Source organism: Pseudomonas sp. MF09150 (genome assembly GCF_059862355.1).
This window is the reverse complement of sequence record NZ_JCBCUS010000001.1, coordinates 1,445,272-1,471,284: the sequence shown is the minus strand read 5'-3', so window position 1 is coordinate 1,471,284 and position 26,013 is coordinate 1,445,272. Positions and strand designations below refer to the sequence as shown.

Here is a 26,013-nt window from a genome sequence, read left to right as displayed (position 1 = left end):
CCGCACACATGAAAACCCCGCCTGTTTGGCGGGGTTTTTTGTGGGAGTTTAGAAACCGTATTTGTCCCGCAGGCTGTAGTACCAGGCGCCCAGGGCGGTAAATGGAGTGCGCAGCAGCTGGCCGCCAGGGAAGGGGTAGTGCGGCAGGTCGGCAAAGGCGTCAAAACGCTCTGCCTGGCCGCGCAGGGCTTCGGCCAGGACCTTGCCCGCCAGGTGGGTGTACGTCACGCCGTGGCCGCTACAGCCCTGGGAGTAATAGATGTTGTCGCCCAGGCGTCCGACTTGCGGCAGTCGCGAGAGGGTCAGCAGGAAGTTGCCGGTCCAGGCGTAATCGATCTTGACGTTTTTGAGTTGGGGGAAGGCCTTGAGCATCTTCGGTCGGATGATGGCTTCGATATTGGCCGGGTCGCGGGCGCCGTAGACCACGCCACCGCCGAAGATCAGGCGCTTGTCCGCAGAAAGGCGGTAGTAGTCCAGCAGGTAATTGCAGTCTTCGACGCAATAATCCTGGGGCAGCAGGCTGTTCGCCAGTTCGTCGCTCAAGGGTTCGGTGGTGATGACCTGGGTGCCGCAAGGCATGGACTTTGCGGCCAGTTCCGGAATCAGGTTGCCCAGATAGGCATTGCCCGCGACGATGATGAACTTGGCCCTGACCTTGCCCTGTGGCGTGTGTACCACCGGATTGGCGCCGCGCTCGATGCGCAGGGCCGGGGATTGCTCATAAATAGTGCCGCCCAGGGACTCTACGGCTGCCGCTTCGCCCAGGGCCAGGTTCAGCGGGTGGATGTGCCCGCCACTCATGTCGAGCATGCCGCCCAGGTATTGATCACAGGCCACGACTTCGCGGATGCGGCGTTGGTCCAGCAGTTCCAGTTGGCTATGGCCGTAGCGCTCCCACAGGCGCTTCTGCGACTCCAGGTGGCCCATTTGCTTGCTAGTCAGGGCGGCAAACACGCCGCCGTCCTTCAGGTCGCACTGAATGTGGTACTTGGCCACGCGTTCGCGAATGATCCTTGCGCCCTCAAAGGCCATTTGCCCTAGCAACTGCGCCTGCTTGGGGCCGACGCTGCGTTCGATCACATCGATATCGCGGCTGTAGCTGTTGACGATCTGCCCGCCATTGCGGCCCGAGGCGCCAAAGCCGACCTTGGCCGCCTCCAGTACTGTTACGCGAAAACCGTTTTCCAGTAGAAACAACGCGCTCGACAAGCCGGTATAGCCGGCACCGATCACACAGACATCGGTTTCTACCTCGCCCTGCAGTGAAGGGCGTTCTGGCACGGCGTTGGCCGACGCTGCGTAATAGGATTCTGGGTAGGGAGTGTTCGCCATCCTGCAGCCTCTGTTTAATATATTTTACGAGTGCGCCGATCGTACCTGAGTTGAAAATCGGCTGCCAGCCGCTGATAAAGTCTTGCTCGCCACTAAAAAATTAAATAATTCGCATATTCATAGGCTTAGCTGCAAAAAAGGTGTTGACACCCCTCCGGAATTCCGTAGAATGCCGCCTCACAGCAGGCACGTAGCTCAGTTGGTTAGAGCACCACCTTGACATGGTGGGGGTCGTTGGTTCGAGTCCAATCGCGCCTACCAAACAAAATCCGCTCTGCTGGGCGGTCTAGAAGGGCTCACCGAAAGGTGGGCCCTTTTTTGTTGTCTGGGATTTGCAAAGCCCTCATTCATTGATTTCCCCATTGGCATTCACTACCAATCACCGGGATTGGAGCAGAGCCGCCTTTATGGCGGCTCTGGTCGATGGTGGTCAGTCCTGGGGGATGAATGTCGGGCCGGCAAACGACCTTACAGCGTTGCCCCGCTCGACCTTGTGGTGGGAGTCCCGGCGCTGCAGGCGCAGGGTGTTGTGGGCTTCCTGCTCAAGGCCTGCGAGGCGCTGCTGAATCAGCAGCACTGCCAGGCGCTTGTTGTCGTGCTGGCTGCGCCCGGACTGGACCTTGACGCTGATCCCTGAAGCCAGGTGAGTGGCGCGCACCGCCGAGTCGGTCTTGTTCACATGCTGGCCGCCGGGTCCTGAAGAACGCATGGTTTCAAAGCGTATCTGGCTCTCCTGGTTACCTTGCGGGGCGTTGAAGACCTGGCCGGCGAAGAACCAGTTCTTGCGCTTGTGCCCGGGTCGGTAATGGCTCTTGCAGCTCCAGAGCAGGGTGCCGGTCCAGCGTCCGGCAAGCGCCTTGGCATTGTCGCCATCAAGGCCGACCAGTACCGACTTGCAGGTGCCGTTATGCCAGCCGGGTTCGCGCTCTATCACGCACAGACTGACCGCCTGGGTTTCGGCTTCGTCATGCAGCCTTTGCAGGGCCTTGGTCACGGCCAATTCACACTCGGCCGGCCCCTGTGCCGATGACAGCTGTAACAGAACCATCAGCAGCACCCCCGGCGTTTGTAGGTCAGCACCGGCTTGAGTCGCGCGATGATGTGCAGCAGGCCTGCGTCACGCAGGCTGCCGACCACGCTGTCGATGGCCTTGTAGGCTTCTGGAGCCTCTTCGTACATCAGGGCGCGATCTTCGCAGATCACTCGACTGCCGAGGCTGGTGCGCTTGAGCTGATCGAAGCTGAAGCGCGCCGCCAGGCGACCCTTGCAGTCGCCGCGAATCCACTTCCTGCCGGCGCCATGGGCCAGGGAGTACAGGCTGCTGGCAAGCGGGATGGGCTGCACCAGGTAGCTGTAGTCACCGCGGGAGCCGGGGATGACCACCACGCCCTGATCGGACGGTGTGGCGCCCTTGCGGTGGATCCAGCCGGCTTCGCCGTCGACGCTGCCGGGCGATACCAGGTTGTGGTTGATATCCAGCGCGCTGCGGCCTTTCGCCCGCAGATTGACCAGGATGCGCTCCGCAATCAGCCGGCGGTTGGCTTCGGCAAAGCGCAGGGCTTCGTCATGGCGTTGCAGGTAGTCGACGCCGGCCGGGCTGTCGACCGCGATACCGGCATGGCCGTGTTGATCGACATGCCGGCGCAGAATGGCTTCGCCCAGGCCGCGCGAGCCGCTGTGTACCAGCATCAGCAGCGAGCGCCGGTCCAGGCCCAGGGTTTCCATGGCGTCGCTGTCATGGATCTCGTCGATCTGTTGCAGCTCGGCGAAATGATTGCCGCCGCCGATGGTGCCCAGGGAGTGTTCGTGGCCGGTGGCGGCCAGCGCCAACAGCGCCAGTTCCTCCTGCCATTGCTCATCCAGGGCGGTGTCGATGTTGCCGATTTTCTTTTCCAGCTTGTCCAGGTTCAACCGGGCGCTCGGGATGTCCGTCTGCCACAGCGTCATGCCGCAACCGATGTCATTGCCCACCAGTGCCGGGTAAAGGGTTTCGCTGGAAAAGAAGGCTGCACCTACCGGATAGCCGCGACCTGGGTGCAGGTCAGGCATGCCGACCACGCGGCGCATGCCGGGCAGTTGTGCGGTCGTTTGAAGTTGCTGGATCGCTTTGTCTTCGATCCAGGTGCTGTCGGAGGCGATAAGTGATACGCCGGCCGACAAATTGCGGATGCAATTGTCCATGTCCAATTCCTGATTGGAGAAAATATTCAGGTAAGTGGCAGGGCGGATCCGGAGTAAGCGAGGCGCTAGAAACTAGCGGGTATAGCGTTTAAACCAGGCACGTCCTGCAAAGAGCGATCAGGTATTTCATGGTGGATCTCCTTTGCGAAAGTGTGGGAAGGGCGCGCAGATTAATCCGCGTTCGCGAATCTGGCAATGGTTGTCGCGGATTTTTGTCGGTGGGTGGCTGTTCCGGGCGAGACCCGGGGTTGGAAAAGGGCACGTTTGGGACGGCGCAGGGTCCTAATCGTGTTGCGTCATGAATGAGGAATTCCATGGACAAGTTTGGAGAACGGTTGAAAGAGGAGCGCAAGGCGCTTGGTCTTTCCCAGCAAGAGTTTGGTGCCATTGGCGGGGTTGAGGCCAATGCCCAGGGTCGTTACGAGAGCGGCGAGCGGCTGCCCAAGTCGGATTACCTGATGGCGGTGGGGCGCAAGGGCGTGGATTTGCTGTATGTCCTGACCGGTGAGCGTTCGAAGCTGTCGGACGGCCAGCTGAGTGCGGAAGAAAGCCGGATCATCGAGCATTACCGCAGCCTGGGCGAAGACGATCAGGAGGCCATTGCCCAACTGGCCTCATCCCTGGCGGAGTGCTGAGCGCGGGTCGCCAGGGGTTTTTCTGGCTGTGTGGTATCTGCCGGCTCCAGGGTGGGCGATACTCTCGGTTTTTCAGCACGAGGTAGCATCATGCGGGTGTTAATGGCGATGATCGCCGCGGCGTTGCTTGCGGGATGCGCGAGTTCGGCAATGAATGAAGCGCGCTCCAAGAGTCCTTCGCGGGTGCTCTCTTCGGCCAAGGCCGATCAACTGGTGGCGCAGTGCGTGCAGTTTGCCTGGCAGGACGAGGCGGTCTTCGGCGTCGATGCTGCTGCCTATCTGGAGCCGCGCAAAGGCGGTGGGTACACGGTCTATACGCGTTCCGCGGAGTCCTTTGCCGATATCCAGGTGCAGGCTTCGGGCACCAGCGTCAGTTACTACGCGCTTCACGACGACTGGATCGCCAAGCGCAGGCTCGCGGCCCTGGGTACGTGCCTGTAACGCGTAGCAGGGCCCAAAGGCGTCTCGGTTTAGGCGCCTTTTTTATGCCTGATGCAATGGGGGGCTTCACCGCGTCATCTGTTGCGAAGTTTTAATCAGTTGTGAACATTGGTAAGCGGGGGCTGCGTAAACCGGGTCGGGGGTTGTAGGCTCGCCCCTCAAATTTACCTGAATGGACGCAGCCGATGTTTGTGATGAATGCCCTGGTTCCGGAGATGCTCGTCAGTGACTTGCAGCGGAGTCTGACGTTTTACCGCGATGTGCTGGGGTTCAAGGTCGAATACGAGCGTCCGGAGCACCTGTTTGCCTTTTTGTCGTTCCATGGCAGCCAACTGATGTTGGAGCAGGACGATGGCGAAGCGTCCCCATGGCGCGTCGGCCCACTGGAGCAGCCGTTTGGGCGCGGTATGAACCTGTCGATCGAATGCCCTGACCTTGCAGTGTTGGTTCAAGCCCTGGCCGACGCCGGTTACCCATTGCGCAAGGAAATCGAGGAGCGCTGGTATCGTCACGATGCCCTGTTGCATGGGGAACTGAACTGTTTGCTGCTCGATCCTGATGGTTATCTGTTGCGCTTCACTCAGGACCTGGGGTTCAAGCCAGTGGAGGGCGGGGCTGCCTAGGAAAGCTGGCTGAAGGCTTTGCAGACCGTGTCGCGATTGGTTTTGTACTCAGCCTGCTGCACCGGAATGATGCCGAATTCATCGCTGATGATGGAGAGGGCGCGGTGCAGGAAGTCGACATTAGCCCTGGAGCGGAACGTGAAAATGCCACGCTTGACCTGGTACAGGCCTTCTGTGGAGCACGCGGCAACGGTTCTCATCGCATTCGGGTCATTGGTGATCAGCAGATAAGCGAACTCTTGCATCAAACTGCTCCTGGTTCATAAGGCATCGACTGGCGTCGTTGACGCTGGCTGACTCGCGTACGTGCGATAGCTGAAAGCTACTCCTGCGACAGCGCCATGCGTTACTGGGCATTTATACAAAGGTGGCTAATTGCCGGTGGTGCAGGCAGCCGCGTGCCTTGGGCGCAAAAGGACAGGGCCTTGCACTTTTCAGGTCGAGTTGCAGGAAGGGGGCGCTAGCGAAGCAGGGAGGGAATGAGACTGAGTCCAGCGCCAGCCATTGTGGTCAGACAAAGGGCTGGCAACTCATCAAGCTCAAGGTGTTTCGCGTTTGTCCGGAGCGGTAAGCCCGGCCTGGATCCGTTGATAGATCTCTTCACGGTGTACGGCTACGTCTTTGGGGGCGTTGATGCCGATCCGGACTTGCTGGCCGCTGACGCCCAGGATGGTGATCGTAATGTCGTCACCGATGTTTATGCTTTCACCGACTTTGCGGGTGAGTATCAGCATGAGCTTCTCCTTGATTGCGTAGTAGGGCACCTGATTTCAGACAGTGCAGATATCGGTCGTATGTATAGATTAGTGCGAAGTTCCACTGAGTGGGTGCCTCTTTTCTGACGCGCAGACGATGTATTAATTCCCAGGGTGCAACTATACAGAGGCGATAAACATGATTCTCCCTGTTTCGGCCTGTTTTTGTGGCAGTGACCTGGCAGCCGGCAGTGTTAAAATCGCCGCCTCAGAATTTTAAGGGGTAGGTTGTGCGCACAGTAGCGATGATGGTTGCGGTATTGGCCTTGGCTGGCTGCGGCGAAGGCAAGGTGGCAGACGCCGGCAATAAGCCCGCTGCGCCGGCCCAGGCTCAACAGGTACAAGAGGCGGCGACCCCGCAGTGGGACGTGCTGGTGGGTAGCGATCTGCCGCAGGCGGTGAGCGATATGACCGGCTGGCTGATCGAGCACGGCATCATCTCCAGCGTGGTGATGCAGGACGGCAAGCAATTGATTCTGGTTGGGCCGTTCAACTCCCAGGCTGAAGCCGAGGCGAAAAAGGCCGAGCTCGAGGAGAAGTTGGCCAAGGCCAAGAAGCGCAACGTCAATGCAACGGTGATCGAGCACCGGGCAACGCAGTGAGCTTGAAGGGGCTGACGACAGGCACGGTCGGCAACCTCGCCTGAAAGGTTGGATCCAGGCCTCGCAGAACCGGCGAGGCCTTGGCGCTGAAGGCTAGCCGCAGGCTTTCAGATCCACCGGGCCAACAAAGTCGTTACCGTGGCCCATCACGCAGCCTACGCTTTGATTGCGCTGGCGTTCCCAGGCCTGGACCGGGTAGGTCTTGTTCCAGGCTTCATACAGCTGGCGATCCTGTTTGGACAGGTTCAGACCGTATTGCTTGCTCATGTAGAAATAAGTACGGGCGATCATTCCGCGAATCGAAGGGCGCGGCATGACCTTCTTCGCCTTGAAGTCGACCTGGGTCAGGCATGAGCCGTATTGCCCGGTTTTCTCCGGCAGCCAGCCAAAGCTGAAGTTATTGCGGTCGCCATTCACCTCGCCGATGCTCGGCACCAGGTTGTGCAGGTCTGCCTCGGCGCGCTGGTAGATCTTGTCGGTGCGGGTGCAGTTCTTGCGCCCGCCCTGTTGCCAGCATTGGCGCTGGTGGCCAATCTGCCAGGCCGGGACGATGTGCTCCCACTCGATACGGGCTGCGCGATTGGCGTTCTTGCGCGGTATGTAACCGCACGCCGCAAGGTCCACGCGATTGCCGTTGTATTTACAGCCACAGTAGAACTCGGTGGATTGCGGGGCGTAGAGCTTCCAGGCGACCTTTTTCGCTTGGCTGAACGTACTTGGCGCATCGGCTTGGGCATTGAGGGCAACGCAGAACAGCAAAAAAACCAGACAGCGGACAATCATCGACTCAATCTTCCTTCGGCACGACCCAGAAAATCTGCACGCCGCCGTCGTCCCGATAGGCCAGGGTGACATTGTCGTTTTCAGCAATTTCCTCCAATAGACGCGCCCATTCGTCCGCAGGCTCATCTTCAAGGCGGAAGATCAGTGCGGCTTTGGCCTTTTGTGCGGTAGGGGAGTTGATGATTTTTTGAACGCGTAGCCCCATCCGTTCGTAGGAGCCTGGCGGGGTATTGCTTGCAGCAGAAGACTTGGCCACGGAGTAATCCTTATTAAGCTGTACGTGCGTACAGTATTTAACTGTAGGCAATTTCGCAACTGCTTAAAATTCAAGAAAATCTTCTGACAGCACTTTTTCCGATTTGTCTGAAATCGTGGGGGTTTTTTATTGCGGCGGGCGGGAGGGGGGCCGCTCGCCCGGGCGTGCAAGCGGCAGGGTGCCCGACCAGGGAAGGTCGGGCGAGTGCTATCAGTATTCCCAGAACATCCGTTGCAGCTCTTTGCTGTCCTGAGTCTTGGTCAGGGCAACCATGGCCAGGATGCGGGCTTTCTGTGGGTTCAGATCATGGGCGACGACCCAGTCGTACTTGTCGTCAGGCTGTTCTGCGTTGCGCAGAACAAAGCCGCCGGCATTGACATGGGACGAGCGAATGATCTGCACGCCATTCTTGCGCAGTTCCTGCAGGGCCGGCACAACCCGCGAAGACACCGAACCGTTGCCGGTGCCGGCGTGGATGATGGCTTTGGCGCCGCCTTGGGCCAGGGCTTTGTAGGCGGTGTCGCTCACGTTGCCGTAGCCGTAGGCGATTTCGACGTCAGGCAGGCTCTTGATGTTCTTGATGTCGAATTCCGAATCCATGGTGTGGCGCTTGGCTGGCAGGCGGAACCAGTAGGATTTGCCTTCGACCACCATGCCCAGCGGGCCCCATGGGCTCTTGAAGGCTTCGGTCTTGATGTTGATCATTTTGCTGACATCACGACCCGACTGGATCTCGTCGTTCATGGTGACCAGTACGCCCTTGCCGCGAGCGTTCTTGCTGCCGGCAACAGCCACGGCGTTGTACAGGTTGAGCATGCCGTCAGCCGACATGGCGGTGCCTGGACGCATGGAGCCGACCACGACGATTGGCTTGTCGGTTTTTTCCACGAGGTTGAGGAAGTAGGCGGTTTCTTCCAGGGTGTCGGTACCGTGGGTGATCACGATGCCATCGACGTCCTTGCTGTCGGCCAGTTCGGCGACGCGACGGCCCAGTTGCAGCAGGTTGTCGTTGGTGATGCTTTCGGAGGCGATCTGCATGACTTGCTCGCCACGAACATTGGCCAGCGTGCTCAGTTCCGGAATCCCGGCGATCAGTTGTTCGATACCCACCTTGGCGGCCTGGTAAGTGGCGCTGTTGGCGGCGCTGGCGCCAGCGCCGGCAATGGTGCCGCCGGTGGCAAGGACCACGACGTTGGCCAGTTTCTGTTGGGTCTCGGCTTCTTTTGCTTGCAGTGCAGTAGGCAGGAGCAGGAGCAGGGCCAAAGCGCCCGGAACAAAGGTATTAAAGGCAGATTTCATTATTTTCTCTCTAGTGGTGAGACGGTGCTGGTGCAAGTTCATCTAGAAACACCCCGGCGGCAGATCTGAATGCCGTGGGGCGATGAGGAGGGAGCAGGATCTGTACCAGCGTCACATTGGCTCGTTAAGTATTTTAAGTTATTGATTTATATCAATTTTATTTCAGTTGTTATTTGATCGACGTGGAACTTTGTCCGGGTTTCCGAACATTTGGCGAGTGCTCTGTTCGGCAATCCGAAAACGGCCCGTGTCCGCTAATGGCGTTTTGCCACGGGCTAAAGAATCGGCCTGGCCGGTCGATGCTGTTCAAAGGGTATTTTTTCAGGAGCTCATATGTCTTTTTCAGTCGGTTTCCCAAGTGCCGGTGCGATCACCATCAATGGCAAGTCGCCGGCCACCATCGACGCGTTGAGCAAGGCGACTGCCGATACGGCGTCACAGGTCCTGGGCACCGATGACCAGGACAAGGTCAAGGCGGGTGGGGCGTCGCAGGCCGAAGAAGGTTCTGCGCAAGGTTCCGATGGCGGTGGCAACAGCATCGCGGTGCAGATCCTGCTCAAGCGCATGCAGGAGTTGCAGGAGCAGCTCAAGCAACAGCAGCAACAACTGGCAGCGGCCCAGGCGGCCAACTATCCGACCCCTGAAGCGAAGCAGACCATGGTGATGGCGGTTCAAGGTCAGATTGCCGATACCAATGGGGCGCTGCTGGACGTCTCCGGCCGTTTGGTCACGGAGCTGAGCAAAGGCTCATCCTCCGGCTCAGTGATTAGCACCACCGCCTGAAAAAGTGCCAGTGCCGACCCTCGAAAGAGGGTTTTCGGCATGTTGGAGCGGGGGTGTCGAGGATTCTCCGATGATAGGGTTATGCGTTGACAAAACGCCGTAGCGTTCGCATAGTTGATTTCCGCAAACGTTTGCGAGGTATTCAAGGGGTGACTTTCATTCCTTGAAGCGCGCGTTGATTGCCGTTGTCAGCGGTGGCGATCGTCAAAGCTTCTAACCTTGCAGGCGCTGCTCACAATAATCATAAGATCGGAGTCAATCCATGAAGCTGCCATTTGCTGGACGTCTTCTCGCTGTCGCTATCCTGGCCGCGGCATCCGCTGCGCTTCCTTTCTCTTCGGCCTACGCCGATACCGCTCAAAAACCCAAGGTCGCCCTGGTCATGAAGTCCCTGGCCAACGAGTTCTTCCTGACCATGGAAGATGGCGCCAAGGCTTATCAGAAAGAACATCCCGCCGATTTCGACCTGGTCTCCAACGGCATCAAGGACGAAACCGACACCGCCAACCAGATCCGTATCGTCGAGCAGATGATCGTGTCCAAGGTCAACGCCCTGGTGATTGCCCCGGCTGATTCCAAGGCCATGGTGCCGGTGATCAAAAAAGCCATGGATGCCGGCATCACCGTGATCAACATCGACAACCAGCTCGATCCGGCAGTGCTCAAGAGCAAAAACATCAGCGTGCCTTTTGTCGGGCCTGATAACCGCAAGGGTGCGCGGCTGGTGGGCGAGTACCTGGCCAAACAATTGAAGGCCGGTGATGAGGTCGGGATCATCGAAGGCGTGTCCACCACCACCAACGCGCAGCAGCGTACCGCTGGCTTCAAGGACGCGATGGAGGCGGCCCAGGTCAAGGTGGTTTCCCTGCAGTCCGGTGATTGGGAAATCGACGCCGGCAACCGCGTGGCGTCGGCCATGCTCAGCGAGTACCCGAATATCAAGGCGCTGCTGGCCGGCAATGACAGCATGGCCGTCGGTGCGGTTTCGGCAGTGCGTGCAGCAGGCAAGGCGGGCAAGGTCCAGGTGGTGGGCTACGACAACATCAACGCGATCAAGCCGATGCTCAAGGACGGCCGAGTACTGGCGACGGCCGACCAGTTTGCCGCCAAGCAGGCGGTGTTCGGCATCGAGACTGCGTTGAAAATCCTCAAGGGCGAGAAGGTCGACAGCGGCACCAACGGCGTCATCGAAACTCCGGTTGAACTGGTCACCAAGTAGTCATTCTGGCGGCACAACGGCGTCCGTCCACAGGGGCGGGCGCATGGAGAGTTTCCTATGTCAGTTTCCGCTGCGAACGCTGTCCTGACGGTCAGCGGTATCGGCAAGACCTACGTCCAACCGGTCCTGACCGGCATCGATCTGACGCTGATGCGCGGTGAGGTGCTGGCACTGACCGGTGAAAACGGCGCCGGCAAAAGCACCCTGTCGAAAATCATCGGTGGCCTGGTCACGCCCACCACCGGGCAGATGCAGTTCAATGGCCAGGCGTATCGCCCTGGCAGCCGCACCCAGGCCGAAGACCTGGGTATCCGCATGGTCATGCAAGAGCTCAACCTGCTGCCGACCCTGTCGGTTGCGGAAAACCTGTTTCTCGACAACCTGCCCAGTCGCGGCGGATGGATCAGCCGCAAGCAATTGCGCAAGGCGGCGATCGAGGCCATGGCCCAGGTCGGGCTGGACGCCATCGACCCCGACACCCTGGTCGGCGAACTCGGCATCGGGCACCAGCAAATGGTGGAAATCGCCCGCAACCTGATCGGCGATTGCCATGTGCTGATTCTCGACGAACCGACCGCGATGCTCACCTCGCGGGAAGTCGAAATGCTGTTCGAGCAAATCACCCGCCTGCAAGCCCGGGGCGTGTCGATCATTTACATCTCCCATCGCCTGGAAGAACTGGCGCGGGTGGCACAGCGCATCGCCGTGTTGCGCGACGGTTGCCTGGTCTGTGTCGAGCCCATGGCCAATTACAACAGCGAGCAACTGGTCAACCTGATGGTGGGGCGCGAGTTGGGCGAACACATCGACCTGGGACCACGGCAGATTGGCGGCCCAGCGTTGACGGTGAAGGGGCTGAGCCGTTCGGATAAGGTGCATGACGTTTCCTTCAGCGTGCGCAGTGGCGAGATTTTCGGGATTTCCGGCCTGATCGGGGCCGGGCGTACCGAGTTGTTGCGTCTGATCTTCGGCGCGGATAAAGCCGACAGCGGTACGGTGGCCTTGGGAACGGCGGAGCAGGTGGTGAGCGTTCGCTCGCCTGCCGATGCGGTGGCCCATGGCATTGCTCTGATCACCGAGGACCGCAAGGGCGAGGGGCTGCTGTTGAGCCAGTCGATCGGAGCGAATATCGCCCTGGGCAACATGCCGGCTATTTCCAGTGCCGGGCTGGTCAACGGCCAGAGCGAGGCACGGCTGGCACAACGGCAGATCGATGCCATGCGTATCCGCAGCTCCGGACCGGCACAACTGGTCAGCGAGCTTTCGGGCGGCAACCAGCAGAAGGTGGTCATCGGCCGCTGGTTGGAGCGCGATTGTTCGGTGCTGCTGTTTGATGAGCCGACTCGCGGCATCGACGTCGGCGCCAAGTTCGATATCTATGCCTTGCTCGGCGAGTTGACGCGCCAGGGCAAGGCGCTGGTGGTGGTTTCCAGTGATCTGCGCGAGCTGATGTTGATCTGTGATCGCATCGGTGTGCTGTCCGCCGGGCGCCTGATCGACACCTTCGAGCGCGACAGCTGGACCCAGGATGAATTGCTTGCCGCCGCATTTGCCGGCCATCAAAAACGTGATGCGTTGCTCAATGAAGCGGCGCCTAGGAATGCACCATGAAAACTGCACCTGCAACCGGCAAGCGTGCTGGCAACTATTACGGCCTGGGGACTTACCTCGGCCTGGCGGGCGCCTTGCTGGCGATGATCATCCTGTTCTCGACCCTGAGCAGTCATTTTTTGTCCTATGACACCTTCAGTACCCTGGCCAACCAGATTCCCGACCTGATGGTGCTGGCGGTGGGCATGACCTTCGTACTGATCATCGGCGGCATCGACCTGTCGGTGGGTTCGGTGCTGGCCCTGGCGGCGTCGACCGTCAGCGTGGCGATTCTCGGCTGGGGCTGGAGCGTGCTGCCTGCCGCCTTGTTGGGCATGGCCTGCGCGGCGCTGGCCGGAACCATCACCGGTTCGATCACCGTGGCCTGGCGCATTCCGTCCTTTATCGTGTCCCTCGGCGTGCTGGAAATGGCCCGGGGTGTGGCCTACCAGATGACCGGTTCGCGAACTGCCTACATCGGCGATGCCTTTGCCTGGCTGTCGAATCCGATTGCCTTTGGCATTTCTCCCTCGTTTATCATTGCCCTGTTGATTATTTTCGTCGCCCAGGCAGTGCTGACGCGTACCGTGTTTGGTCGCTACCTGATCGGTATCGGCACCAACGAAGAAGCGGTGCGCCTGGCGGGGATCAATCCCAAGCCCTACAAGATCCTGGTGTTCAGTCTGATGGGGTTGCTGGCCGGCGTGGCGGCACTGTTCCAGATTTCACGCCTGGAGGCGGCGGACCCGAATGCGGGCTCCGGCCTGGAGTTGCAGGTCATCGCTGCGGTGGTGATTGGCGGCACCAGCCTGATGGGTGGGCGTGGTTCGGTGATCAGCACCTTCTTCGGCGTTTTGATTATCTCTGTGCTGGCTGCAGGTCTCGCGCAAATCGGCGCGTCTGAGCCGACCAAACGCATCATCACCGGCGCGGTCATCGTGATTGCCGTGGTGCTGGATACTTATCGCAGTCAGCGTGCACTTCGGCGGGTTTGATTCATGGCAACAATCAAGGATGTGGCGGCGCTCGCGGGGATTTCCTATACCACGGTGTCCCATGTAGTGAACAAGACGCGGCCGGTCAGCGAAGAGGTGCGGGTCAAGGTCGAGGCGGCAATCAAGCACCTCGATTATGTGCCCAGCGCCGTCGCGCGGTCGCTGAAGGCCAAGACCACCGCGACCATTGGTTTGCTGGTGCCCAACAGCCTCAATCCGTACTTTGCGGAGCTGGCTCGGGGTATTGAGGATTACTGCGAGCGCAATGGTTACTGCGTGATCCTGTGTAATTCCGACGATAACCCGCACAAGCAGAGCAGTTACCTGCGGGTGCTGCTGGAGAAACGCGTCGACGGGCTGATCGTCACCTCGGCTGGCGGCGACAGCGGGCTGGCGGAAGGCCTGGCTGCTGTGCGCACGCCCATGGTGATCGTCGACCGTGGGCTCGAAGGCGTGGATGCGGACCTGGTGCGCATCGATCACGAATACGGCGCGTACCTGGCCACTCGGCATTTGCTCGAACTGGGCCATCGCGATATCGCCTGCATTGGCGGCCCGGCCAATACCAGCGTGGCGCAGATGCGCCTGGCGGGGTTTCTCCGGGCATTGAAAGGGGCGGGGGTTGCGGTCCCGCCAGAGCGCATTCTGCAAAGCGATTTCACCAGTACCGGTGGGTATAGCGCTGCGGCGTTGCTGCTGCAGAACAACCCGCCAAGCGCCATTTTTGCCGGCAACGACATGATGGGCATCGGCGTGCTGCGAGCGGCGGCAGAGCGCAATATCCGGGTGCCCAGCGAACTCTCGGTGATTGGCTTCGACGATATCCAGATGAGCCGTTACGTCTATCCCGCGCTGACCACCGTCGGCCAGTCGATCCTGCAACTGGGCGAAAAGGCCGCGGAGCTGCTGCTGCGGCGGATTGCCAAGCCGGGCCAGGCGATCGATCAGCGCATCGTTACACCCAACATTGTCTTGCGAGAGTCGACTGCACCGCTGGCCGGGGCATTCGCCGAATACCGCTGAATCGAATTGATGAGTACCGATGTATGTCAGCAAAAGTAGTGGTAGTGGGCAGCCTGAACATGGACCTGGTAACCCGGGCCGAGCGCCTGCCCCGAGGTGGTGAAACCCTGATTGGAAAATCCTTCGCCACGGTGCCCGGCGGCAAGGGAGCGAACCAGGCGGTGGCTGCGGCCCGGTTGGGCGCACAGGTGTCGATGGTCGGCTGCGTGGGCGACGATGCCTATGGCGAACAGCTGCGCGGCGCCTTGCTGGCCGAGACCATCGATTGCCAGGCGGTCAGCGTGATCGAGGGTTCCAGCGGGGTGGCGCTGATCGTGGTCGACGACAGCAGCCAGAATGCCATCGTCATTGTTGCCGGGGCCAACGCCCAGCTCGCCCCCGAGGTGGTGGCAGGGTTTGACGCAATCCTGCAGGCAGCCGATGTAATCATCTGCCAGCTTGAGGTGCCGTATTCGACTGTGGGTTATGCCCTCAAGCGCGGGCGGGAACTGGGCAAGACCGTGATTCTCAACCCGGCGCCGGCCAGCGGGCCCTTGCCGGCTGATTGGTATGCGTCGATTGATTACTTGATTCCCAATGAGAGCGAGGCTTCGGCCCTGAGCGGCTTGCCGGTGAATTCCCGGGAGAGTGCAGAAGCCGCAGCCAGCCAGCTGATTGCCGCCGGTGCGGGGAAGGTCATCGTGACACTGGGGGCTCAGGGCTCGTTGTTCGCCGATGGCGCACGCTTTGATTACTTCCCGGCGGCCAAGGTCGAGGCGATCGACACCACGGCGGCGGGCGACACCTTTGTCGGCGCATTCGCGGCGGCCTTGGCTGCCGGTAAAAGCGAAGCCGAGGCCATCAGTTTTGGCCAGGTCGCTGCGGCGTTGTCGGTGACCCGAGCCGGCGCGCAACCTTCTATCCCCACGCTGTCCGACGTCCAGGCGTTCTCTCCCTCATGAAAAAGACACCTTTGCTCAACGTCGCACTGTCGCGTTTGGTTGCCTCCCTGGGGCATGGCGATATCGTGGTGATCGGCGATGCCGGGCTGCCGGTGCCGGCTGGCGTCGAGCTGATCGACCTGGCCTTGACCCACGGCGTCCCGGATTTCGTCACGACCCTGCGGGTGGTGCTCAGTGAAATGCAGGTGGAGAGTCATGTACTTGCCGAAGAGATCTTGCTCAAGCATCCGCCGGCCCTGCAGGCGCTGGATGAGTTGAGCACCAGTGGCGAGCTGGGCTCGCGCGAGCTGTTGAGTCATGAGGCATTCAAGGTACTCAGCCGCCGGGCACGAGCCGTGGTGCGCACCGGTGAGTGTCAGCCTTACTGCAATATCGCCTTGATTGCCGGGGTGACCTTCTAGCCAACCCGGCCTGTTATTTCTTCACGCACAAGGAGTGCGCCATGCACCGCTATGCTCAGCTACTGCACCATTGGCTTCGGAGTCTGCTGCTTTTGTCTTTGCTCACTGCTACAAGCGCCCAGGCGGCGGAAAAAATCGACCTGATCATCGACACCGATCCGGGGGCCGACGATGTGGTCGCCTTGCTGTTCGCCCTGGCCTCACCCGAGGAGTTGCAGGTGCGTGCGCTGACCACGGTCGCCGGCAACGTGCGCCTGGACAAGACGTCGCGCAATGCTCGCCTGGCCCGTGAGTGGGCAGGGCGTGAAGAGGTTCCGGTGTACGCGGGGGCGCCGGGCCCACTGCTGCGGACGCCGATCTATGCCGAAAACATTCATGGCAAGGAAGGTATTTCCGGGGTCACTGTACATGAGCCCAAGGCGGCGCTGGCCAAAGGCAATGCGGTCAATTACCTGATCGATACCCTGCGTGCAGCCAAGCCTCACAGCATCACCATCGCCATGCTCGGCCCGCAGACCAACCTCGCGCTGGCCCTGATCCAGGCGCCGGATATCACCCAGGGCATCAAGGAGGTGGTGGTCATGGGCGGCGCGCACTTCAATGGCGGCAATATCACCCCAGTGGCTGAGTTCAACCTGTTTGCCGATCCACAGGCCGCCGAGGTGGTGCTCAAGAGTGGGGTGAAGCTGACGTACCTGCCGCTGGACGTCACCCATAAAGTGCTGACCAGCGAGGCGCGCCTGCAGAAAATCGCGGCCTTGAACAACCAGGCGAGCAAGATCGTGGGCGATATTCTCAACGAGTACGTCAAGGGCGATATGCAGCATTACGGCATTCCGGGCGGTCCGGTGCACGATGCCACGGTGATCGCCTACCTGCTCAAGCCCGAATTATTCAGCGGGCGTCAGGCCAATATGGTGATCGACAGTCGCGAAGGTCCGACTTTCGGCCAGACCATTGTCGATTGGTACGACGGTTTGAAGCAGCCGAAGAACGTGTTCTGGGTTGAAAACGGCGACGCCCAGGGCTTCTTCGATCTGCTGACTGAGCGCCTGGCTCGGCTGAAATAAATCTGCGTGCTTGAGCGCGGTCAGCCTGAGGGCTGTCACTCGCGCTCGGGATCCGGAGCGCCCGGGTGGTCGGCAGGGTACTTTTCGAAGACTTGTCGGATAAACGCCTGGGCAGCCTGGGTTCCGAACTCCTTGACCAGCAGGTCGATACCGATGATTGCCAGTTCCTCCGGGCTGCCGGGGCTGTAGGAGCAATGGCCTTGTGGCCACTTGGCTTTGATGTCGGCGTCGATACTTACGATGGCCATGAAAATCTCACGATGTCTGTAGTTGAGGCGGGGCCTGAAAGGCACTGGTGCGGTATTGGCGGTGCGGCAAAGTTAAACATCTTGCCAGATTTTTAGCACTGCTACTTAGGCATGAGGGGAGGGCTATGCGACACTTGGGTTTTGTCTGTTTTCAAGGAAGCTCGCGTGCAGATCGATTTGAATAACCCTGACGCCTTGACCCTTGAGGCGGTTCGGCAGTTGCTGGCGTCGGCCAGTGACAACGTTCATACCCAATTGCGGGTTACCAAAGGCGGTATTGCCTACCTTTCCTCGGGAGTGGTGGGAGGCGTTGATATCGATGACCTGCTGTTCCGGCTCGAAACTTGGGCCGCCGGCTCTGGTTATGTAGGTCTGGTGGCGGCCAGCGATGAAGTCTGGGTCATGCAGATATTCAACGCGTTGAAACAGAACTGGCCCAAGCCGCCGTTCGACTACATCGACATTTATTGAACGCTGTTCATATTCAGTGACGATTGTGTGCTCAGGCTTGAGTCGCGTCTGAGGCAGACTTGTCCGCCACAGGGCAAATGGCCATTTTTTTGAAACCAAACGTCCCTGCCGCTGTCGCACGATCTCTGCTTATTTTTGAAAAGGAGGCTTCATGCCTTGGAAGCTTGCATCATTCGCCACCCTGCTGGCCGCGATCACCCTGGCTGGGTGCAGCACCTCGGGAGCGGAAAAGGACCCAGTGGTTGCCGATTCCGGTAACAGTCGTTGTGAGTCGAAAGCCGCCGAGTTCGCTATTGGCAAGAAGGCTTCCCCTGAACTGCTGGAGCAGGCCCGTACCCGTGCGGGGGCGCAGAATGCACGAATTCTCAAGCCGAATGACATGATCACCCTAGAATACCGTTCTGACCGCTTGAACCTCAATACCGATGCCAACCTGGTGATTACCCGGGTCAATTGCGGCTGATTGCTTCAAGACATTGTCAGCGCACATAAAAAACCCCGTCACATGGACGGGGTTTTTTTAGCTCGCGTAGATTTTACTCTGGGCGAACTTGTGCAGCTTGCATACCCTTTTGGCCTTTCTCAGCCACGAAGGAAACGGTTTGGCCTTCTTTCAGGCTTTTGAAACCGTCGCTTTCAATAGCTTTGAAGTGTACGAACAGGTCGTCACCGCCACCTTGAGGAGTGATGAAGCCGAAGCCTTTTTCATCGTTGAACCATTTTACGGTGCCGGTTTGGCGATTAGACATGGTGTATCTCCAAGAAACATATATTTTCAGTAGTGCTGTGCTGCTCAGGCCAACTGGGCACACCGGGCTATCATAGTCGAAATGTTCGACTTGGGAGCCCCCCGGCGGTGCTGTTTACCTGGTAGTTGCATGCTTTTTGTTGCTCTGGTCGGCTGAAACCCCCGGTTTAAGGGGCTTTGGCAGAAAATAATCGGTTATAAAAAAAGCCGTAAAAGCTGCGTAAATTGTGAAAAAAGCCACTTTTTCAGCCTGCTTTAGCCCTGAAAAAGTGTCCCTTCACTGATAGCTTCGAGCTATTTCACTACCCGGCAAGCTGCAATTGCATCCAGCGCCTTGGTTCTGAGTTCTGCGCTGGGCGGATTCTGCTTGCTCATCAGCTCTTTGATTTGCTCACCGGTGAATTTTTCGTTCAGTTTGTCCGCGCCGCACGCGCAGTGCTTCTCAGCGGTCTTGGCATCGACGCTCTGGCTGGCAGCGGCGGTGCAATCCTTCATATAGTCGGCGCGCAGACCGGTGGGCCAGGCAGCTTGGGCGCTAAGAGGCAAAAGCAGGGCAAAGGGGGCGGCTAGGGCGAGTAATTTAGTGAGGCGCATGAGTCGGGCTCTCCTGAGGTCGATAGCAAGAATGGCGATTCTCCGATTATTTGAGGCCGCCGGTACACATCAAGTTCACTTTCTTGCACAAAAGCCTATTAACCAGGTGGCCGCAGCGCGATGACCGTTCATCTGTGCTAGCATGCCCGGCTTGGGTATTTGCCGGCTTTGGACGAATTCAATTGTCCTTGCCCCTTATGCCCCAATCTTTTGATTTGAATCCCAGTCACTCTGGTTCGATTTTCCGGTTGGCCGCCAAGGCCCCTGCCACTGTGCGGCAGGCGTTGTCAGACAACGGCCTGGATTGAACCGCGTACTGGCTCATCCCAACCCACGTGACCTTTGGTAGGGGTCACCACTAGGAGAGGAGGCGCCATGCCCACCATTACTCTTCCCGACGGCAGTCAACGTTCATTCGATCATCCGGTTTCCGTAGCCGAGGTCGCCGCATCCATTGGTGCAGGCTTGGCCAAGGCCACCGTGGCCGGCAAGGTCAATGGCAAGCTGGTCGACGCCTGCGATTTGATCGACGGCGACGCGACCCTGCAAATCATCACGCCAAAGGATGAAGAGGGGCTGGAGATCATTCGCCACTCTTGCGCCCACTTGGTCGGCCATGCGGTCAAGCAGTTGTATCCGACTGCGAAGATGGTTATCGGCCCGGTCATTGATGAAGGCTTCTATTACGATATCGCCTATGAGCGTCCTTTCACTCCGGACGACCTGGTGGCGATCGAACAGCGCATGCAGCAGCTGATCGAAAAAGATTACGACGTGATCAAGAAAGTCACTCCGCGCGCCGAAGTGATCGATGTGTTCAAGGCCCGTGGCGAAGAGTACAAGTTGCGCCTGGTCGAAGACATGCCGAATGAACAGGCCATGGGCCTGTACTACCACGAAGAATATGTCGACATGTGCCGCGGTCCACACGTGCCGAACACACGCTTCCTGAAGTCTTTCAAGCTGACCAAGCTGTCCGGCGCCTACTGGCGTGGCGATGCCAAGAACGAGCAATTACAGCGCGTTTACGGCACCGCCTGGGCCGACAAGAAGCAACTGGCGGCTTACATCCAGCGAATCGAAGAGGCTGAAAAGCGCGACCATCGCAAGATCGGCAAGCGTCTCGGTCTGTTCCATACCCAGGAAGAAGCACCGGGCATGGTGTTCTGGCACCCTAACGGCTGGACCCTGTACCAAGTGCTCGAGCAGTACATGCGCAAGGTTCAGCGCGATAACGGCTACCTGGAGATCAAGACACCTCAGGTCGTGGATCGCAGCCTGTGGGAGAAATCCGGGCACTGGGCCAACTACGCTGAAAACATGTTCACTACTCAGTCGGAAAGCCGCGACTACGCGATCAAGCCGATGAACTGCCCGTGCCACGTGCAGGTGTTCAACCAGGGCCTGAAAAGCTACCGCGAGCTGCCGCTGCGCCTGGCCGAGTTCGGTGCTTGCCACCGTAATGAACCGTCAGGTGCGTTGCACGGCATCATGCGCGTGCGCGCATTCACTCAGGACGATGCGCACATCTTCTGTACTGAAGAGCAAATGCAGGCTGAATCCGCTGCATTCATCAAGCTGACCATGGATGTCTATGCCGACTTCGGCTTTAAAGACATCGAAATGAAGCTTTCCACTCGCCCTGAAAAGCGCGTGGGTTCCGATGAGTTGTGGGATCGGGCCGAATCGGCCTTGGCTGCGGCGCTTGATAGCGCGGGCCTGCCTTACGACTTGCAGCCGGGCGAAGGCGCGTTCTACGGTCCGAAAATTGAGTTCTCGCTGAAAGATTGCCTTGGCCGTGTCTGGCAGTGTGGTACCTTGCAGCTCGATTTCAACCTGCCGATCCGTCTGGGTGCCGAATACGTCTCCGAAGACAACAGCCGTAAACATCCGGTCATGTTGCACCGGGCGATTCTTGGTTCGTTCGAGCGCTTCGTCGGAATTCTGATCGAGCACTACGAGGGGGCTTTCCCTGCGTGGCTGGCTCCGACTCAGGCAGTGATCATGAATATCACTGATAAACAGGCAGATTTTGCCCTTGAAGTCGAAAAAACTCTCAATCAAAGCGGATTTCGTGCCAAGTCCGACTTGAGAAATGAAAAGATCGGCTTTAAAATCCGCGAGCATACTTTGCTCAAGGTTCCTTATCTCTTGGTTATCGGAGATCGGGAAGTCGAGATGCAGACTGTCGCTGTGCGTACCCGTGAAGGTGCTGACCTGGGCTCGATGCCCATCGCCCAGTTTTCGGAGTTCCTCGCACAAGCGGTTTCCCGGCGTGGTCGCCCAGATTCGGAGTAATTACTATTAAGCGTGAAATGAGACAAGATAAACGAGCTGCACCGAAAGCCCCGATCAACGAGAATATCTCGGCACGCGAGGTTCGGTTAATTGGGGCTGAAGGTGAACAGCTTGGGATTGTGTCAATTGAAGACGCGCTTCTTAAGGCTGAAGAGGCCAAGCTGGATCTGGTGGAGATTTCCGCCGATGCAGTGCCCCCTGTTTGCAAACTGATGGACTACGGCAAATCGATCTTCGAAAAGAAGAAACAGGTTGCCGCAGCGAAGAAAAACCAGAAGCAGATTCAAGTAAAAGAAATCAAGTTTCGTCCAGGGACGGAGGAAGGGGATTACCAGGTAAAACTGCGCAACCTGGTACGTTTCCTGAGTGATGGGGACAGGGCCAAGGTATCCTTGCGATTCCGCGGCCGTGAGATGGCCCACCAGGAGCTGGGGATGGAACTCCTCAAGCGGGTTGAAGCTGACCTGCTCGAGTACGGTTCGGTCGAACAGCATCCTAAGATGGAAGGACGCCAGCTGATCATGGTCATCGCCCCGAAAAAGAAGAAGTAATCAATAGGGCACGGCAGGCCTTCTGATTATGTTTATCAACTGAATGCGGAGTATCCGAACATGCCAAAGATGAAAACTAAAAGTGGTGCTGCTAAGCGGTTTCTGAAAACTGCTAACGGTATCAAGCACAAGCACGCTTTCAAGAGCCACATCCTGACTAAAATGTCGACCAAGCGTAAGCGTCAACTGCGCGGTAGCAGCTTGCTGCATCCGTCCGACGTGGCAAAAGTCGAGCGCATGCTGCGCCTTCGTTAATTTTAGTCAAGAATAGAGGAAGTAACTCATGGCTCGTGTAAAGCGTGGCGTCATTGCCCGTAAGCGTCACAAAAAAATTCTGAAACTTGCTAAAGGCTACTACGGTGCACGTTCGCGCGTATTCCGTGTTGCCAAGCAAGCGGTAATCAAGGCAGGCCAATACGCCTACCGTGACCGTCGTCAGAAAAAACGTCAGTTCCGCGCTCTGTGGATCGCTCGTATCAACGCTGGTGCACGTGTTAACGGTCTGTCCTACAGCCGTTTCATTGCTGGCCTGAAAAAAGCGTCCATCGAGATCGACCGTAAGGTTCTGGCTGATCTGGCAGTGAACGAAAAAGCGGCGTTTGCTGCGATTGTCGAGAAAGCTAAAGCCACCTTGGCTTAAGTACCCCCGACAGTCACCTGGGCTCACCTCTGTGGGCTAGGGTGTTAAACGTCATAAATAGGGGAAGAGCCTTCAAGCTCTTCCCCTATTTTGTATCTGGAGTCTGTACATGGAAAACCTGGATGCGCTGGTCTCTCAAGCACTAGAGGCTGTGCAAAGCGCTGAAGATATCAATGCCCTGGAGCAAATCCGGGTTCACTACCTTGGCAAGAAGGGCGAGTTGACTCAGGTGATGAAGACCCTGGGGAATTTGCCGGCAGAAGAGCGTCCGCAAGTCGGCGCCCTGATCAACGTTGCCAAGGAGCGTGTCACAGAGGTTCTCAATGCGCGCAAGGCGTTGTTCGAGGAGGCCGATCTTGCGGCCAAACTCGCCGCCGAATCCATTGACGTGACCCTGCCTGGCCGCGGCCAGACCTCTGGTGGTCTGCATCCGGTTACTCGGACTCTGGAACGTATCGAACAGTTCTTCACCCATATCGGCTACGGCATTGCCGAAGGCCCTGAGGTCGAAGACGACTATCACAACTTTGAGGCGCTCAACATCCCAGGCCATCACCCGGCCCGGTCGATGCATGACACCTTCTATTTCAACGCGAACATGCTGTTGCGCACCCATACCTCGCCGGTACAGGTCCGCACCATGGAGTCGACCAAGCCGCCAATTCGCATCGTCTGCCCGGGCCGTGTGTATCGCAGCGACTCCGATATCACCCATTCGCCGATGTTCCATCAGGTCGAAGGCCTGCTGGTCGATCGCGATATCAACTTTGCCGACCTGAAAGGCACCATCGAAGAGTTCCTGCGGGTGTTCTTCGAAAAAGAGCTTGCGGTACGTTTCCGTCCTTCCTACTTCCCGTTCACCGAACCTTCCGCCGAAGTCGATATGGAGTGCGTGATGTGTAGCGGTAAAGGCTGCCGCGTCTGCAAGCAGACTGGCTGGCTGGAAGTGATGGGTTGCGGCATGGTGCACCCGAACGTGCTGCGCATGTCCGGGATTGACCCGGAAGAGTTCTCGGGTTTTGCCTTCGGCATGGGCGTTGAGCGTCTGGCCATGCTGCGTTACGGCGTGAACGACTTGCGTCTGTTCTTCGACAACGACTTGCGGTTCCTCGCGCAATTTCGCTAGTCGTAACGGATCTTTAGGAGAGCAGGATGAAATTCAGTGAACAATGGCTGCGTGGCTGGGTAAGCCCGCAGGTAAGTCGCGACGAGCTGGTTGCTCGTCTGTCGATGGCCGGTCTTGAGGTCGATAGCGTAACGCCGGCCGCCGGTGATTTCAGTTGCGTGGTAGTGGCCGAGGTGCTGAGCACCGAGCAGCACCCGGATGCTGACAAGCTGCGTGTATGCCAAGTCAGCAATGGCGCGGAAACTTTTCAGGTGGTATGCGGGGCGCCCAATGTGCGTCCAGGCCTGAAAATTCCATTCGCCATGATCGGTGCCGAGCTGCCTGGCGACTTCAAGATCAAGAAGGCCAAGCTGCGCGGTGTCGAGTCCAACGGCATGTTGTGCTCCCAGGCAGAACTGCAAGTGGGCGAGGGCAACTCCGGCTTGATGGAGTTGCCTGCGGACGCGCCGGTGGGTGAAGACATTCGTACCTACCTCAACCTGAACGATGCCAGCATCGAGGTCGACCTGACCCCGAACCGTGGCGACTGCCTGTCCCTGGCGGGCTTGGCTCGCGAAGTCGGCGCCTTGTACGCCGAGCCGGTTGCACGTCCAGCTGTGGCTGCCGTTGCAGCGGTGCACGATGAAGTGCGTCCGGTTGAAGTGCTGGCGCCCGCTGCGTGCCCGCGCTACCTGGGCCGCGTCATCCGCAATGTCGACCTGTCCAAGCCTACACCGCTGTGGATGGTCGAGCGTCTGCGTCGTGGCGACGTACGCAGCATTGATGCGGTCGTGGATGTAACCAACTACGTGATGCTGGAGCTTGGCCAGCCGCTGCACGCTTTCGATCTCGCCGAAATCAATGGCGGCATCCGCGTGCGCATGGCTGACGAAGGCGAAAAACTAGTCTTGCTCGATGGCCAGGAAATTACCCTGCGTGGCGATACCCTGGTCATCGCCGATCATACTCGTGCCCTGGCGATTGCCGGTGTCATGGGGGGGGAGCACAGCGGCGTTACTGCTGGTACTCGCGATATTTTCCTTGAAAGCGCGTTCTTCGATCAGATCGCGGTAGCCGGCAAGGCGCGTTCCTACGGCCTGCACACCGATGCCTCACATCGTTACGAGCGCGGCGTGGATTGGCAATTGGCCCGTGAAGCCATGGAGCGTGCTACCGGCCTGCTGCTGGAAATCACTGGTGGTGAAGCTGGTCCGATCATCGAAACCGTTAGCGAACAGCATCTGCCTTCGGTTGCGCCTATCACCTTGCGTGCTGAGCGCGTCACCCAAATGCTTGGCCTGGAAATCGACGCTTCCGAAGTCGAGCGTCTGCTCACTGGTTTGGGTTTGAAAGTTTTCGCTGATGGGGCAGGGCAGTGGCGTGTTGAGGTGCCAAGCCATCGTTTCGATATCAGCTTGGAAGTTGATTTGATCGAAGAGTTGGCCCGCCTGTACGGCTACAACCGTCTGCCGGTTCGTTACCCGCAGGCTCGCCTGGCACCTCAAGCCAAGGCGGAAGCGCGTAGCGACCTGCCTGAGTTGCGTCGCCTTCTGGTCGCTCGTGGTTATCAGGAAGCGATTACTTATAGCTTTATCGATCCGAAGCAGTTCGAATTGTTCAGCCCTGGCGTTGAGCCGCTGTTGTTGGCCAACCCGATTTCGAATGACATGGCAGCCATGCGCGCCTCTCTGTGGCCTGGTCTGGTCAAGGCACTTCAGCACAACCTGAATCGTCAGCAGGATCGTGTCCGTCTATTCGAAAGCGGCTTGCGCTTTGTCGGTCAGTTGGAAGGTCTGAAGCAAGAGCCAATGCTGGCTGGTGTGGTTTGCGGCAGTCGCTTGCCTGAAGGCTGGGCGCAAGGTCGCGACGTCGTGGATTTCTTTGACGTCAAAGCTGATGTCGAAGCGGTATTGGGCTTTGCCGGTGCTCTGGATTCGTTCAGTTTCGTGCCTGGTAGCCACCCAGCGTTGCACCCGGGGCAAACGGCCCGCATTGAGCGTGAAGGTCGCTTGGTGGGTTATGTGGGCGCCATTCACCCCGAGCTGTCGAAAAACCTCGGTTTGGATCGCCCGGTCTTCGTCTTCGAGCTCGTTCTGGCCGAAGTTGCTCTGGGTAAAATGCCTAAATTCCAGGAGTTGTCGCGTTTTCCTGAAGTGCGTCGTGACCTTGCACTGGTGGCCGACAAAGACGTCGCAGCCAGCGCTGTGTTGGATGTAATCCGTGAAAATGCAGGTGAATGGCTGACAGACCTCAGGCTATTTGACGTGTATCAGGGTAAAGGCATTGATCCGCATAGAAAAAGCCTTGCAGTTGGCTTGACCTGGCAGCATCCATCGCGCACTCTTAATGATGATGAGGTGAATTCTGCGACACAAAATATCCTCACCTCGCTCGAACAAAGGTTGAACGCCACGTTAAGGAAGTGACGT

At 58.6% G+C, this 26,013-nt stretch carries 31 protein-coding genes and 1 tRNA gene; 21 read left to right on the top strand and 11 right to left on the bottom strand.

The genetic code is table 11. From position 1 onward, the window contains the following. Positions 1-48: 48 nt before the first annotated feature. The gene (locus AC19YX_RS06555; RefSeq protein WP_500605946.1) at positions 49-1,332 is read right to left on the bottom strand and encodes an NAD(P)/FAD-dependent oxidoreductase; all 1,284 of its coding nucleotides are present in this window, start codon (positions 1,330-1,332) and stop codon (positions 49-51) included. 184 nt (positions 1,333-1,516) lie between these two features. On the opposite strand from AC19YX_RS06555, the gene AC19YX_RS06550 reads away from it, so the two are divergent. Then, a tRNA-Val gene (locus AC19YX_RS06550) sits at positions 1,517-1,593 on the top strand. Positions 1,594-1,762: 169 nt separating this feature from the next. Here the strand turns inward: AC19YX_RS06550 and prfH are convergent. Together prfH and AC19YX_RS06540 are read right to left on the bottom strand one after the other, a co-directional pair. Further along, on the bottom strand, positions 1,763-2,380 hold the full coding sequence (gene prfH, locus AC19YX_RS06545) for a peptide chain release factor H (RefSeq protein WP_201130281.1): 618 nt from the start codon (positions 2,378-2,380) through the stop codon (positions 1,763-1,765). Next, positions 2,380-3,513, bottom strand: coding sequence for an RNA ligase RtcB family protein (locus AC19YX_RS06540; RefSeq protein WP_500605945.1), 1,134 nt, complete (start codon positions 3,511-3,513; stop codon positions 2,380-2,382). The genes prfH and AC19YX_RS06540 overlap by 1 nt, the downstream gene beginning before the upstream one ends. Before the next feature lie 314 nt (positions 3,514-3,827). Here AC19YX_RS06540 and AC19YX_RS06535 point away from each other — a divergent pair, with 314 nt between their 5' ends. The 3 genes from AC19YX_RS06535 (at position 3,828) to AC19YX_RS06525 (ending at position 5,212) form a co-directional block, all read left to right on the top strand. After that, positions 3,828-4,148, top strand: a complete 321-nt coding sequence (locus AC19YX_RS06535; protein WP_020300185.1) for a helix-turn-helix domain-containing protein — start codon at positions 3,828-3,830, stop codon at positions 4,146-4,148. A 90-nt stretch (positions 4,149-4,238) separates the two neighbouring features. Continuing rightward, entirely contained in the window at positions 4,239-4,589 is a 351-nt protein-coding gene (locus AC19YX_RS06530) for a hypothetical protein (protein ID WP_078474025.1), read from the top strand. A 185-nt stretch (positions 4,590-4,774) separates the two neighbouring features. Continuing rightward, positions 4,775-5,212: a bleomycin resistance protein gene (locus AC19YX_RS06525; RefSeq protein WP_500605944.1), complete on the top strand. Its 438-nt coding sequence runs from the start codon at positions 4,775-4,777 to the stop codon at positions 5,210-5,212. Here the strand turns inward: AC19YX_RS06525 and AC19YX_RS06520 are convergent. Then, on the bottom strand, positions 5,209-5,457 hold the full coding sequence (locus AC19YX_RS06520; RefSeq protein ID WP_020300182.1) for a hypothetical protein: 249 nt from the start codon (positions 5,455-5,457) through the stop codon (positions 5,209-5,211). The genes AC19YX_RS06525 and AC19YX_RS06520 overlap by 4 nt on opposite strands. A gap of 294 nt (positions 5,458-5,751) precedes the next feature. Then, the gene (csrA, locus tag AC19YX_RS06515; protein ID WP_007920550.1) at positions 5,752-5,946 is read right to left on the bottom strand and encodes a carbon storage regulator CsrA; all 195 of its coding nucleotides are present in this window, start codon (positions 5,944-5,946) and stop codon (positions 5,752-5,754) included. A 266-nt stretch (positions 5,947-6,212) separates the two neighbouring features. On the opposite strand from csrA, the gene AC19YX_RS06510 reads away from it, so the two are divergent. Further along, positions 6,213-6,569: an SPOR domain-containing protein gene (locus AC19YX_RS06510; protein WP_201132145.1), complete on the top strand. Its 357-nt coding sequence runs from the start codon at positions 6,213-6,215 to the stop codon at positions 6,567-6,569. 93 nt (positions 6,570-6,662) lie between these two features. On the opposite strand, the gene AC19YX_RS06505 is transcribed toward AC19YX_RS06510, so the two are convergent. The 3 genes from AC19YX_RS06505 to AC19YX_RS06495 form a co-directional block, all read right to left on the bottom strand. Beyond that, entirely contained in the window at positions 6,663-7,352 is a 690-nt protein-coding gene (locus AC19YX_RS06505) for an endonuclease (protein ID WP_020300180.1), read from the bottom strand. 4 nt (positions 7,353-7,356) lie between these two features. Further along, entirely contained in the window at positions 7,357-7,608 is a 252-nt protein-coding gene (locus AC19YX_RS06500) for a DUF1654 domain-containing protein (protein WP_078474028.1), read from the bottom strand. Between the two features lie 210 nt (positions 7,609-7,818). Further along, positions 7,819-8,907, bottom strand: coding sequence for an asparaginase (locus AC19YX_RS06495; RefSeq protein ID WP_020300178.1), 1,089 nt, complete (start codon positions 8,905-8,907; stop codon positions 7,819-7,821). A gap of 333 nt (positions 8,908-9,240) precedes the next feature. Here AC19YX_RS06495 and AC19YX_RS06490 point away from each other — a divergent pair, with 333 nt between their 5' ends. From AC19YX_RS06490 to AC19YX_RS06455, 8 genes are all read left to right on the top strand, one after another. Next, positions 9,241-9,690 carry a hypothetical protein gene (locus AC19YX_RS06490; protein ID WP_078474029.1) on the top strand — a complete coding sequence of 150 codons (450 nt, stop codon included), beginning with the start codon at positions 9,241-9,243 and terminating at the stop codon, positions 9,688-9,690. A 262-nt stretch (positions 9,691-9,952) separates the two neighbouring features. After that, complete coding sequence (locus tag AC19YX_RS06485; RefSeq protein ID WP_201130285.1) at positions 9,953-10,909, top strand: sugar ABC transporter substrate-binding protein; 957 nt, start codon at positions 9,953-9,955, stop codon at positions 10,907-10,909. A gap of 57 nt (positions 10,910-10,966) precedes the next feature. Then, positions 10,967-12,520, top strand: coding sequence for a sugar ABC transporter ATP-binding protein (locus AC19YX_RS06480; RefSeq protein WP_500605943.1), 1,554 nt, complete (start codon positions 10,967-10,969; stop codon positions 12,518-12,520). Further along, positions 12,517-13,494 (top strand): ABC transporter permease, encoded by a 978-nt coding sequence (locus AC19YX_RS06475; protein WP_020300173.1) that lies wholly within the window; start codon positions 12,517-12,519, stop codon positions 13,492-13,494. The genes AC19YX_RS06480 and AC19YX_RS06475 overlap by 4 nt, the downstream gene beginning before the upstream one ends. A gap of 3 nt (positions 13,495-13,497) precedes the next feature. Next, entirely contained in the window at positions 13,498-14,517 is a 1,020-nt protein-coding gene (locus AC19YX_RS06470; protein ID WP_421547410.1) for a LacI family DNA-binding transcriptional regulator, read from the top strand. Positions 14,518-14,540: 23 nt separating this feature from the next. Continuing rightward, positions 14,541-15,458 carry a ribokinase gene (gene rbsK / locus AC19YX_RS06465; protein WP_500605942.1) on the top strand — a complete coding sequence of 306 codons (918 nt, stop codon included), beginning with the start codon at positions 14,541-14,543 and terminating at the stop codon, positions 15,456-15,458. Beyond that, complete coding sequence (gene rbsD / locus AC19YX_RS06460) at positions 15,455-15,859, top strand: D-ribose pyranase (RefSeq protein WP_078474035.1); 405 nt, start codon at positions 15,455-15,457, stop codon at positions 15,857-15,859. Before rbsK ends, rbsD begins: the two co-directional genes overlap by 4 nt. Positions 15,860-15,900: 41 nt before the next feature. Continuing rightward, entirely contained in the window at positions 15,901-16,929 is a 1,029-nt protein-coding gene (locus AC19YX_RS06455; RefSeq protein WP_500605941.1) for a nucleoside hydrolase, read from the top strand. Between the two features lie 35 nt (positions 16,930-16,964). Here the strand turns inward: AC19YX_RS06455 and AC19YX_RS06450 are convergent, their stop codons facing one another. Beyond that, on the bottom strand, positions 16,965-17,177 hold the full coding sequence (locus AC19YX_RS06450; RefSeq protein WP_020300168.1) for a hypothetical protein: 213 nt from the start codon (positions 17,175-17,177) through the stop codon (positions 16,965-16,967). 165 nt (positions 17,178-17,342) lie between these two features. On the opposite strand from AC19YX_RS06450, the gene AC19YX_RS06445 reads away from it, so the two are divergent. Both AC19YX_RS06445 and AC19YX_RS06440 read left to right on the top strand, forming a co-directional pair. After that, positions 17,343-17,648, top strand: a complete 306-nt coding sequence (locus AC19YX_RS06445) for a hypothetical protein (RefSeq protein WP_020300167.1) — start codon at positions 17,343-17,345, stop codon at positions 17,646-17,648. Between the two features lie 151 nt (positions 17,649-17,799). Beyond that, positions 17,800-18,111, top strand: a complete 312-nt coding sequence (locus AC19YX_RS06440) for an I78 family peptidase inhibitor (protein ID WP_078474037.1) — start codon at positions 17,800-17,802, stop codon at positions 18,109-18,111. Between the two features lie 73 nt (positions 18,112-18,184). Here AC19YX_RS06440 and AC19YX_RS06435 read toward each other — a convergent pair whose 3' ends face one another. Together AC19YX_RS06435 and AC19YX_RS06430 are read right to left on the bottom strand one after the other, a co-directional pair. Then, on the bottom strand, positions 18,185-18,397 hold the full coding sequence (locus AC19YX_RS06435; protein WP_003179963.1) for a cold-shock protein: 213 nt from the start codon (positions 18,395-18,397) through the stop codon (positions 18,185-18,187). A 293-nt stretch (positions 18,398-18,690) separates the two neighbouring features. After that, positions 18,691-18,990 (bottom strand): hypothetical protein, encoded by a 300-nt coding sequence (locus AC19YX_RS06430; protein WP_020300165.1) that lies wholly within the window; start codon positions 18,988-18,990, stop codon positions 18,691-18,693. Between the two features lie 375 nt (positions 18,991-19,365). Between AC19YX_RS06430 and thrS the strand changes: the two genes are divergently transcribed. The 6 genes from thrS (at position 19,366) to pheT (ending at position 26,010) form a co-directional block, all read left to right on the top strand. Next, positions 19,366-21,288: a threonine--tRNA ligase gene (gene thrS / locus AC19YX_RS06425; protein WP_500605940.1), complete on the top strand. Its 1,923-nt coding sequence runs from the start codon at positions 19,366-19,368 to the stop codon at positions 21,286-21,288. After that, complete coding sequence (gene infC, locus AC19YX_RS06420) at positions 21,288-21,839, top strand: translation initiation factor IF-3 (protein ID WP_170827566.1); 552 nt, start codon at positions 21,288-21,290, stop codon at positions 21,837-21,839. The genes thrS and infC overlap by 1 nt, the downstream gene beginning before the upstream one ends. A gap of 60 nt (positions 21,840-21,899) precedes the next feature. Continuing rightward, positions 21,900-22,094 carry a 50S ribosomal protein L35 gene (gene rpmI, locus AC19YX_RS06415; protein ID WP_002553160.1) on the top strand — a complete coding sequence of 65 codons (195 nt, stop codon included), beginning with the start codon at positions 21,900-21,902 and terminating at the stop codon, positions 22,092-22,094. Positions 22,095-22,122: 28 nt separating this feature from the next. After that, entirely contained in the window at positions 22,123-22,479 is a 357-nt protein-coding gene (rplT, locus tag AC19YX_RS06410) for a 50S ribosomal protein L20 (protein ID WP_002553161.1), read from the top strand. Between the two features lie 109 nt (positions 22,480-22,588). Next, positions 22,589-23,605 (top strand): phenylalanine--tRNA ligase subunit alpha, encoded by a 1,017-nt coding sequence (pheS, locus tag AC19YX_RS06405; protein WP_020300163.1) that lies wholly within the window; start codon positions 22,589-22,591, stop codon positions 23,603-23,605. 26 nt (positions 23,606-23,631) lie between these two features. Next, a complete protein-coding gene (pheT, locus tag AC19YX_RS06400; protein ID WP_500605939.1) occupies positions 23,632-26,010 on the top strand; it encodes a phenylalanine--tRNA ligase subunit beta in 2,379 nt (792 codons plus the stop codon). Positions 26,011-26,013: the final 3 nt, after the last annotated feature.

Coding starts and splice junctions, on each gene's coding strand:
- AC19YX_RS06510 (WP_201132145.1), top strand. CDS start 6,213: ATGATGGTTGCGGTATTGGCCTTGGCTGGCTGCGGCGAAGGCAAGGTG.
- AC19YX_RS06520 (WP_020300182.1), bottom strand. CDS start 5,457: ATGCAAGAGTTCGCTTATCTGCTGATCACCAATGACCCGAATGCGATG.
- AC19YX_RS06440 (WP_078474037.1), top strand. CDS start 17,800: ATGCCTTGGAAGCTTGCATCATTCGCCACCCTGCTGGCCGCGATCACC.
- AC19YX_RS06490 (WP_078474029.1), top strand. CDS start 9,241: ATGTCTTTTTCAGTCGGTTTCCCAAGTGCCGGTGCGATCACCATCAAT.
- AC19YX_RS06540 (WP_500605945.1), bottom strand. CDS start 3,513: ATGGACAATTGCATCCGCAATTTGTCGGCCGGCGTATCACTTATCGCC.
- prfH (WP_201130281.1), bottom strand. CDS start 2,380: ATGGTTCTGTTACAGCTGTCATCGGCACAGGGGCCGGCCGAGTGTGAA.
- AC19YX_RS06470 (WP_421547410.1), top strand. CDS start 13,498: ATGGCAACAATCAAGGATGTGGCGGCGCTCGCGGGGATTTCCTATACC.
- AC19YX_RS06450 (WP_020300168.1), bottom strand. CDS start 17,177: ATGGCCATCGTAAGTATCGACGCCGACATCAAAGCCAAGTGGCCACAA.
- AC19YX_RS06435 (WP_003179963.1), bottom strand. CDS start 18,397: ATGTCTAATCGCCAAACCGGCACCGTAAAATGGTTCAACGATGAAAAA.
- AC19YX_RS06535 (WP_020300185.1), top strand. CDS start 3,828: ATGGACAAGTTTGGAGAACGGTTGAAAGAGGAGCGCAAGGCGCTTGGT.
- rbsK (WP_500605942.1), top strand. CDS start 14,541: ATGTCAGCAAAAGTAGTGGTAGTGGGCAGCCTGAACATGGACCTGGTA.
- rplT (WP_002553161.1), top strand. CDS start 22,123: ATGGCTCGTGTAAAGCGTGGCGTCATTGCCCGTAAGCGTCACAAAAAA.
- rbsD (WP_078474035.1), top strand. CDS start 15,455: ATGAAAAAGACACCTTTGCTCAACGTCGCACTGTCGCGTTTGGTTGCC.
- csrA (WP_007920550.1), bottom strand. CDS start 5,946: ATGCTGATACTCACCCGCAAAGTCGGTGAAAGCATAAACATCGGTGAC.
- pheS (WP_020300163.1), top strand. CDS start 22,589: ATGGAAAACCTGGATGCGCTGGTCTCTCAAGCACTAGAGGCTGTGCAA.
- AC19YX_RS06455 (WP_500605941.1), top strand. CDS start 15,901: ATGCACCGCTATGCTCAGCTACTGCACCATTGGCTTCGGAGTCTGCTG.
- thrS (WP_500605940.1), top strand. CDS start 19,366: ATGCCCACCATTACTCTTCCCGACGGCAGTCAACGTTCATTCGATCAT.
- AC19YX_RS06495 (WP_020300178.1), bottom strand. CDS start 8,907: ATGAAATCTGCCTTTAATACCTTTGTTCCGGGCGCTTTGGCCCTGCTC.
- pheT (WP_500605939.1), top strand. CDS start 23,632: ATGAAATTCAGTGAACAATGGCTGCGTGGCTGGGTAAGCCCGCAGGTA.
- AC19YX_RS06525 (WP_500605944.1), top strand. CDS start 4,775: ATGTTTGTGATGAATGCCCTGGTTCCGGAGATGCTCGTCAGTGACTTG.
- AC19YX_RS06505 (WP_020300180.1), bottom strand. CDS start 7,352: ATGATTGTCCGCTGTCTGGTTTTTTTGCTGTTCTGCGTTGCCCTCAAT.
- AC19YX_RS06430 (WP_020300165.1), bottom strand. CDS start 18,990: ATGCGCCTCACTAAATTACTCGCCCTAGCCGCCCCCTTTGCCCTGCTT.
- rpmI (WP_002553160.1), top strand. CDS start 21,900: ATGCCAAAGATGAAAACTAAAAGTGGTGCTGCTAAGCGGTTTCTGAAA.
- AC19YX_RS06555 (WP_500605946.1), bottom strand. CDS start 1,332: ATGGCGAACACTCCCTACCCAGAATCCTATTACGCAGCGTCGGCCAAC.
- AC19YX_RS06530 (WP_078474025.1), top strand. CDS start 4,239: ATGCGGGTGTTAATGGCGATGATCGCCGCGGCGTTGCTTGCGGGATGC.
- AC19YX_RS06485 (WP_201130285.1), top strand. CDS start 9,953: ATGAAGCTGCCATTTGCTGGACGTCTTCTCGCTGTCGCTATCCTGGCC.
- AC19YX_RS06475 (WP_020300173.1), top strand. CDS start 12,517: ATGAAAACTGCACCTGCAACCGGCAAGCGTGCTGGCAACTATTACGGC.
- AC19YX_RS06480 (WP_500605943.1), top strand. CDS start 10,967: ATGTCAGTTTCCGCTGCGAACGCTGTCCTGACGGTCAGCGGTATCGGC.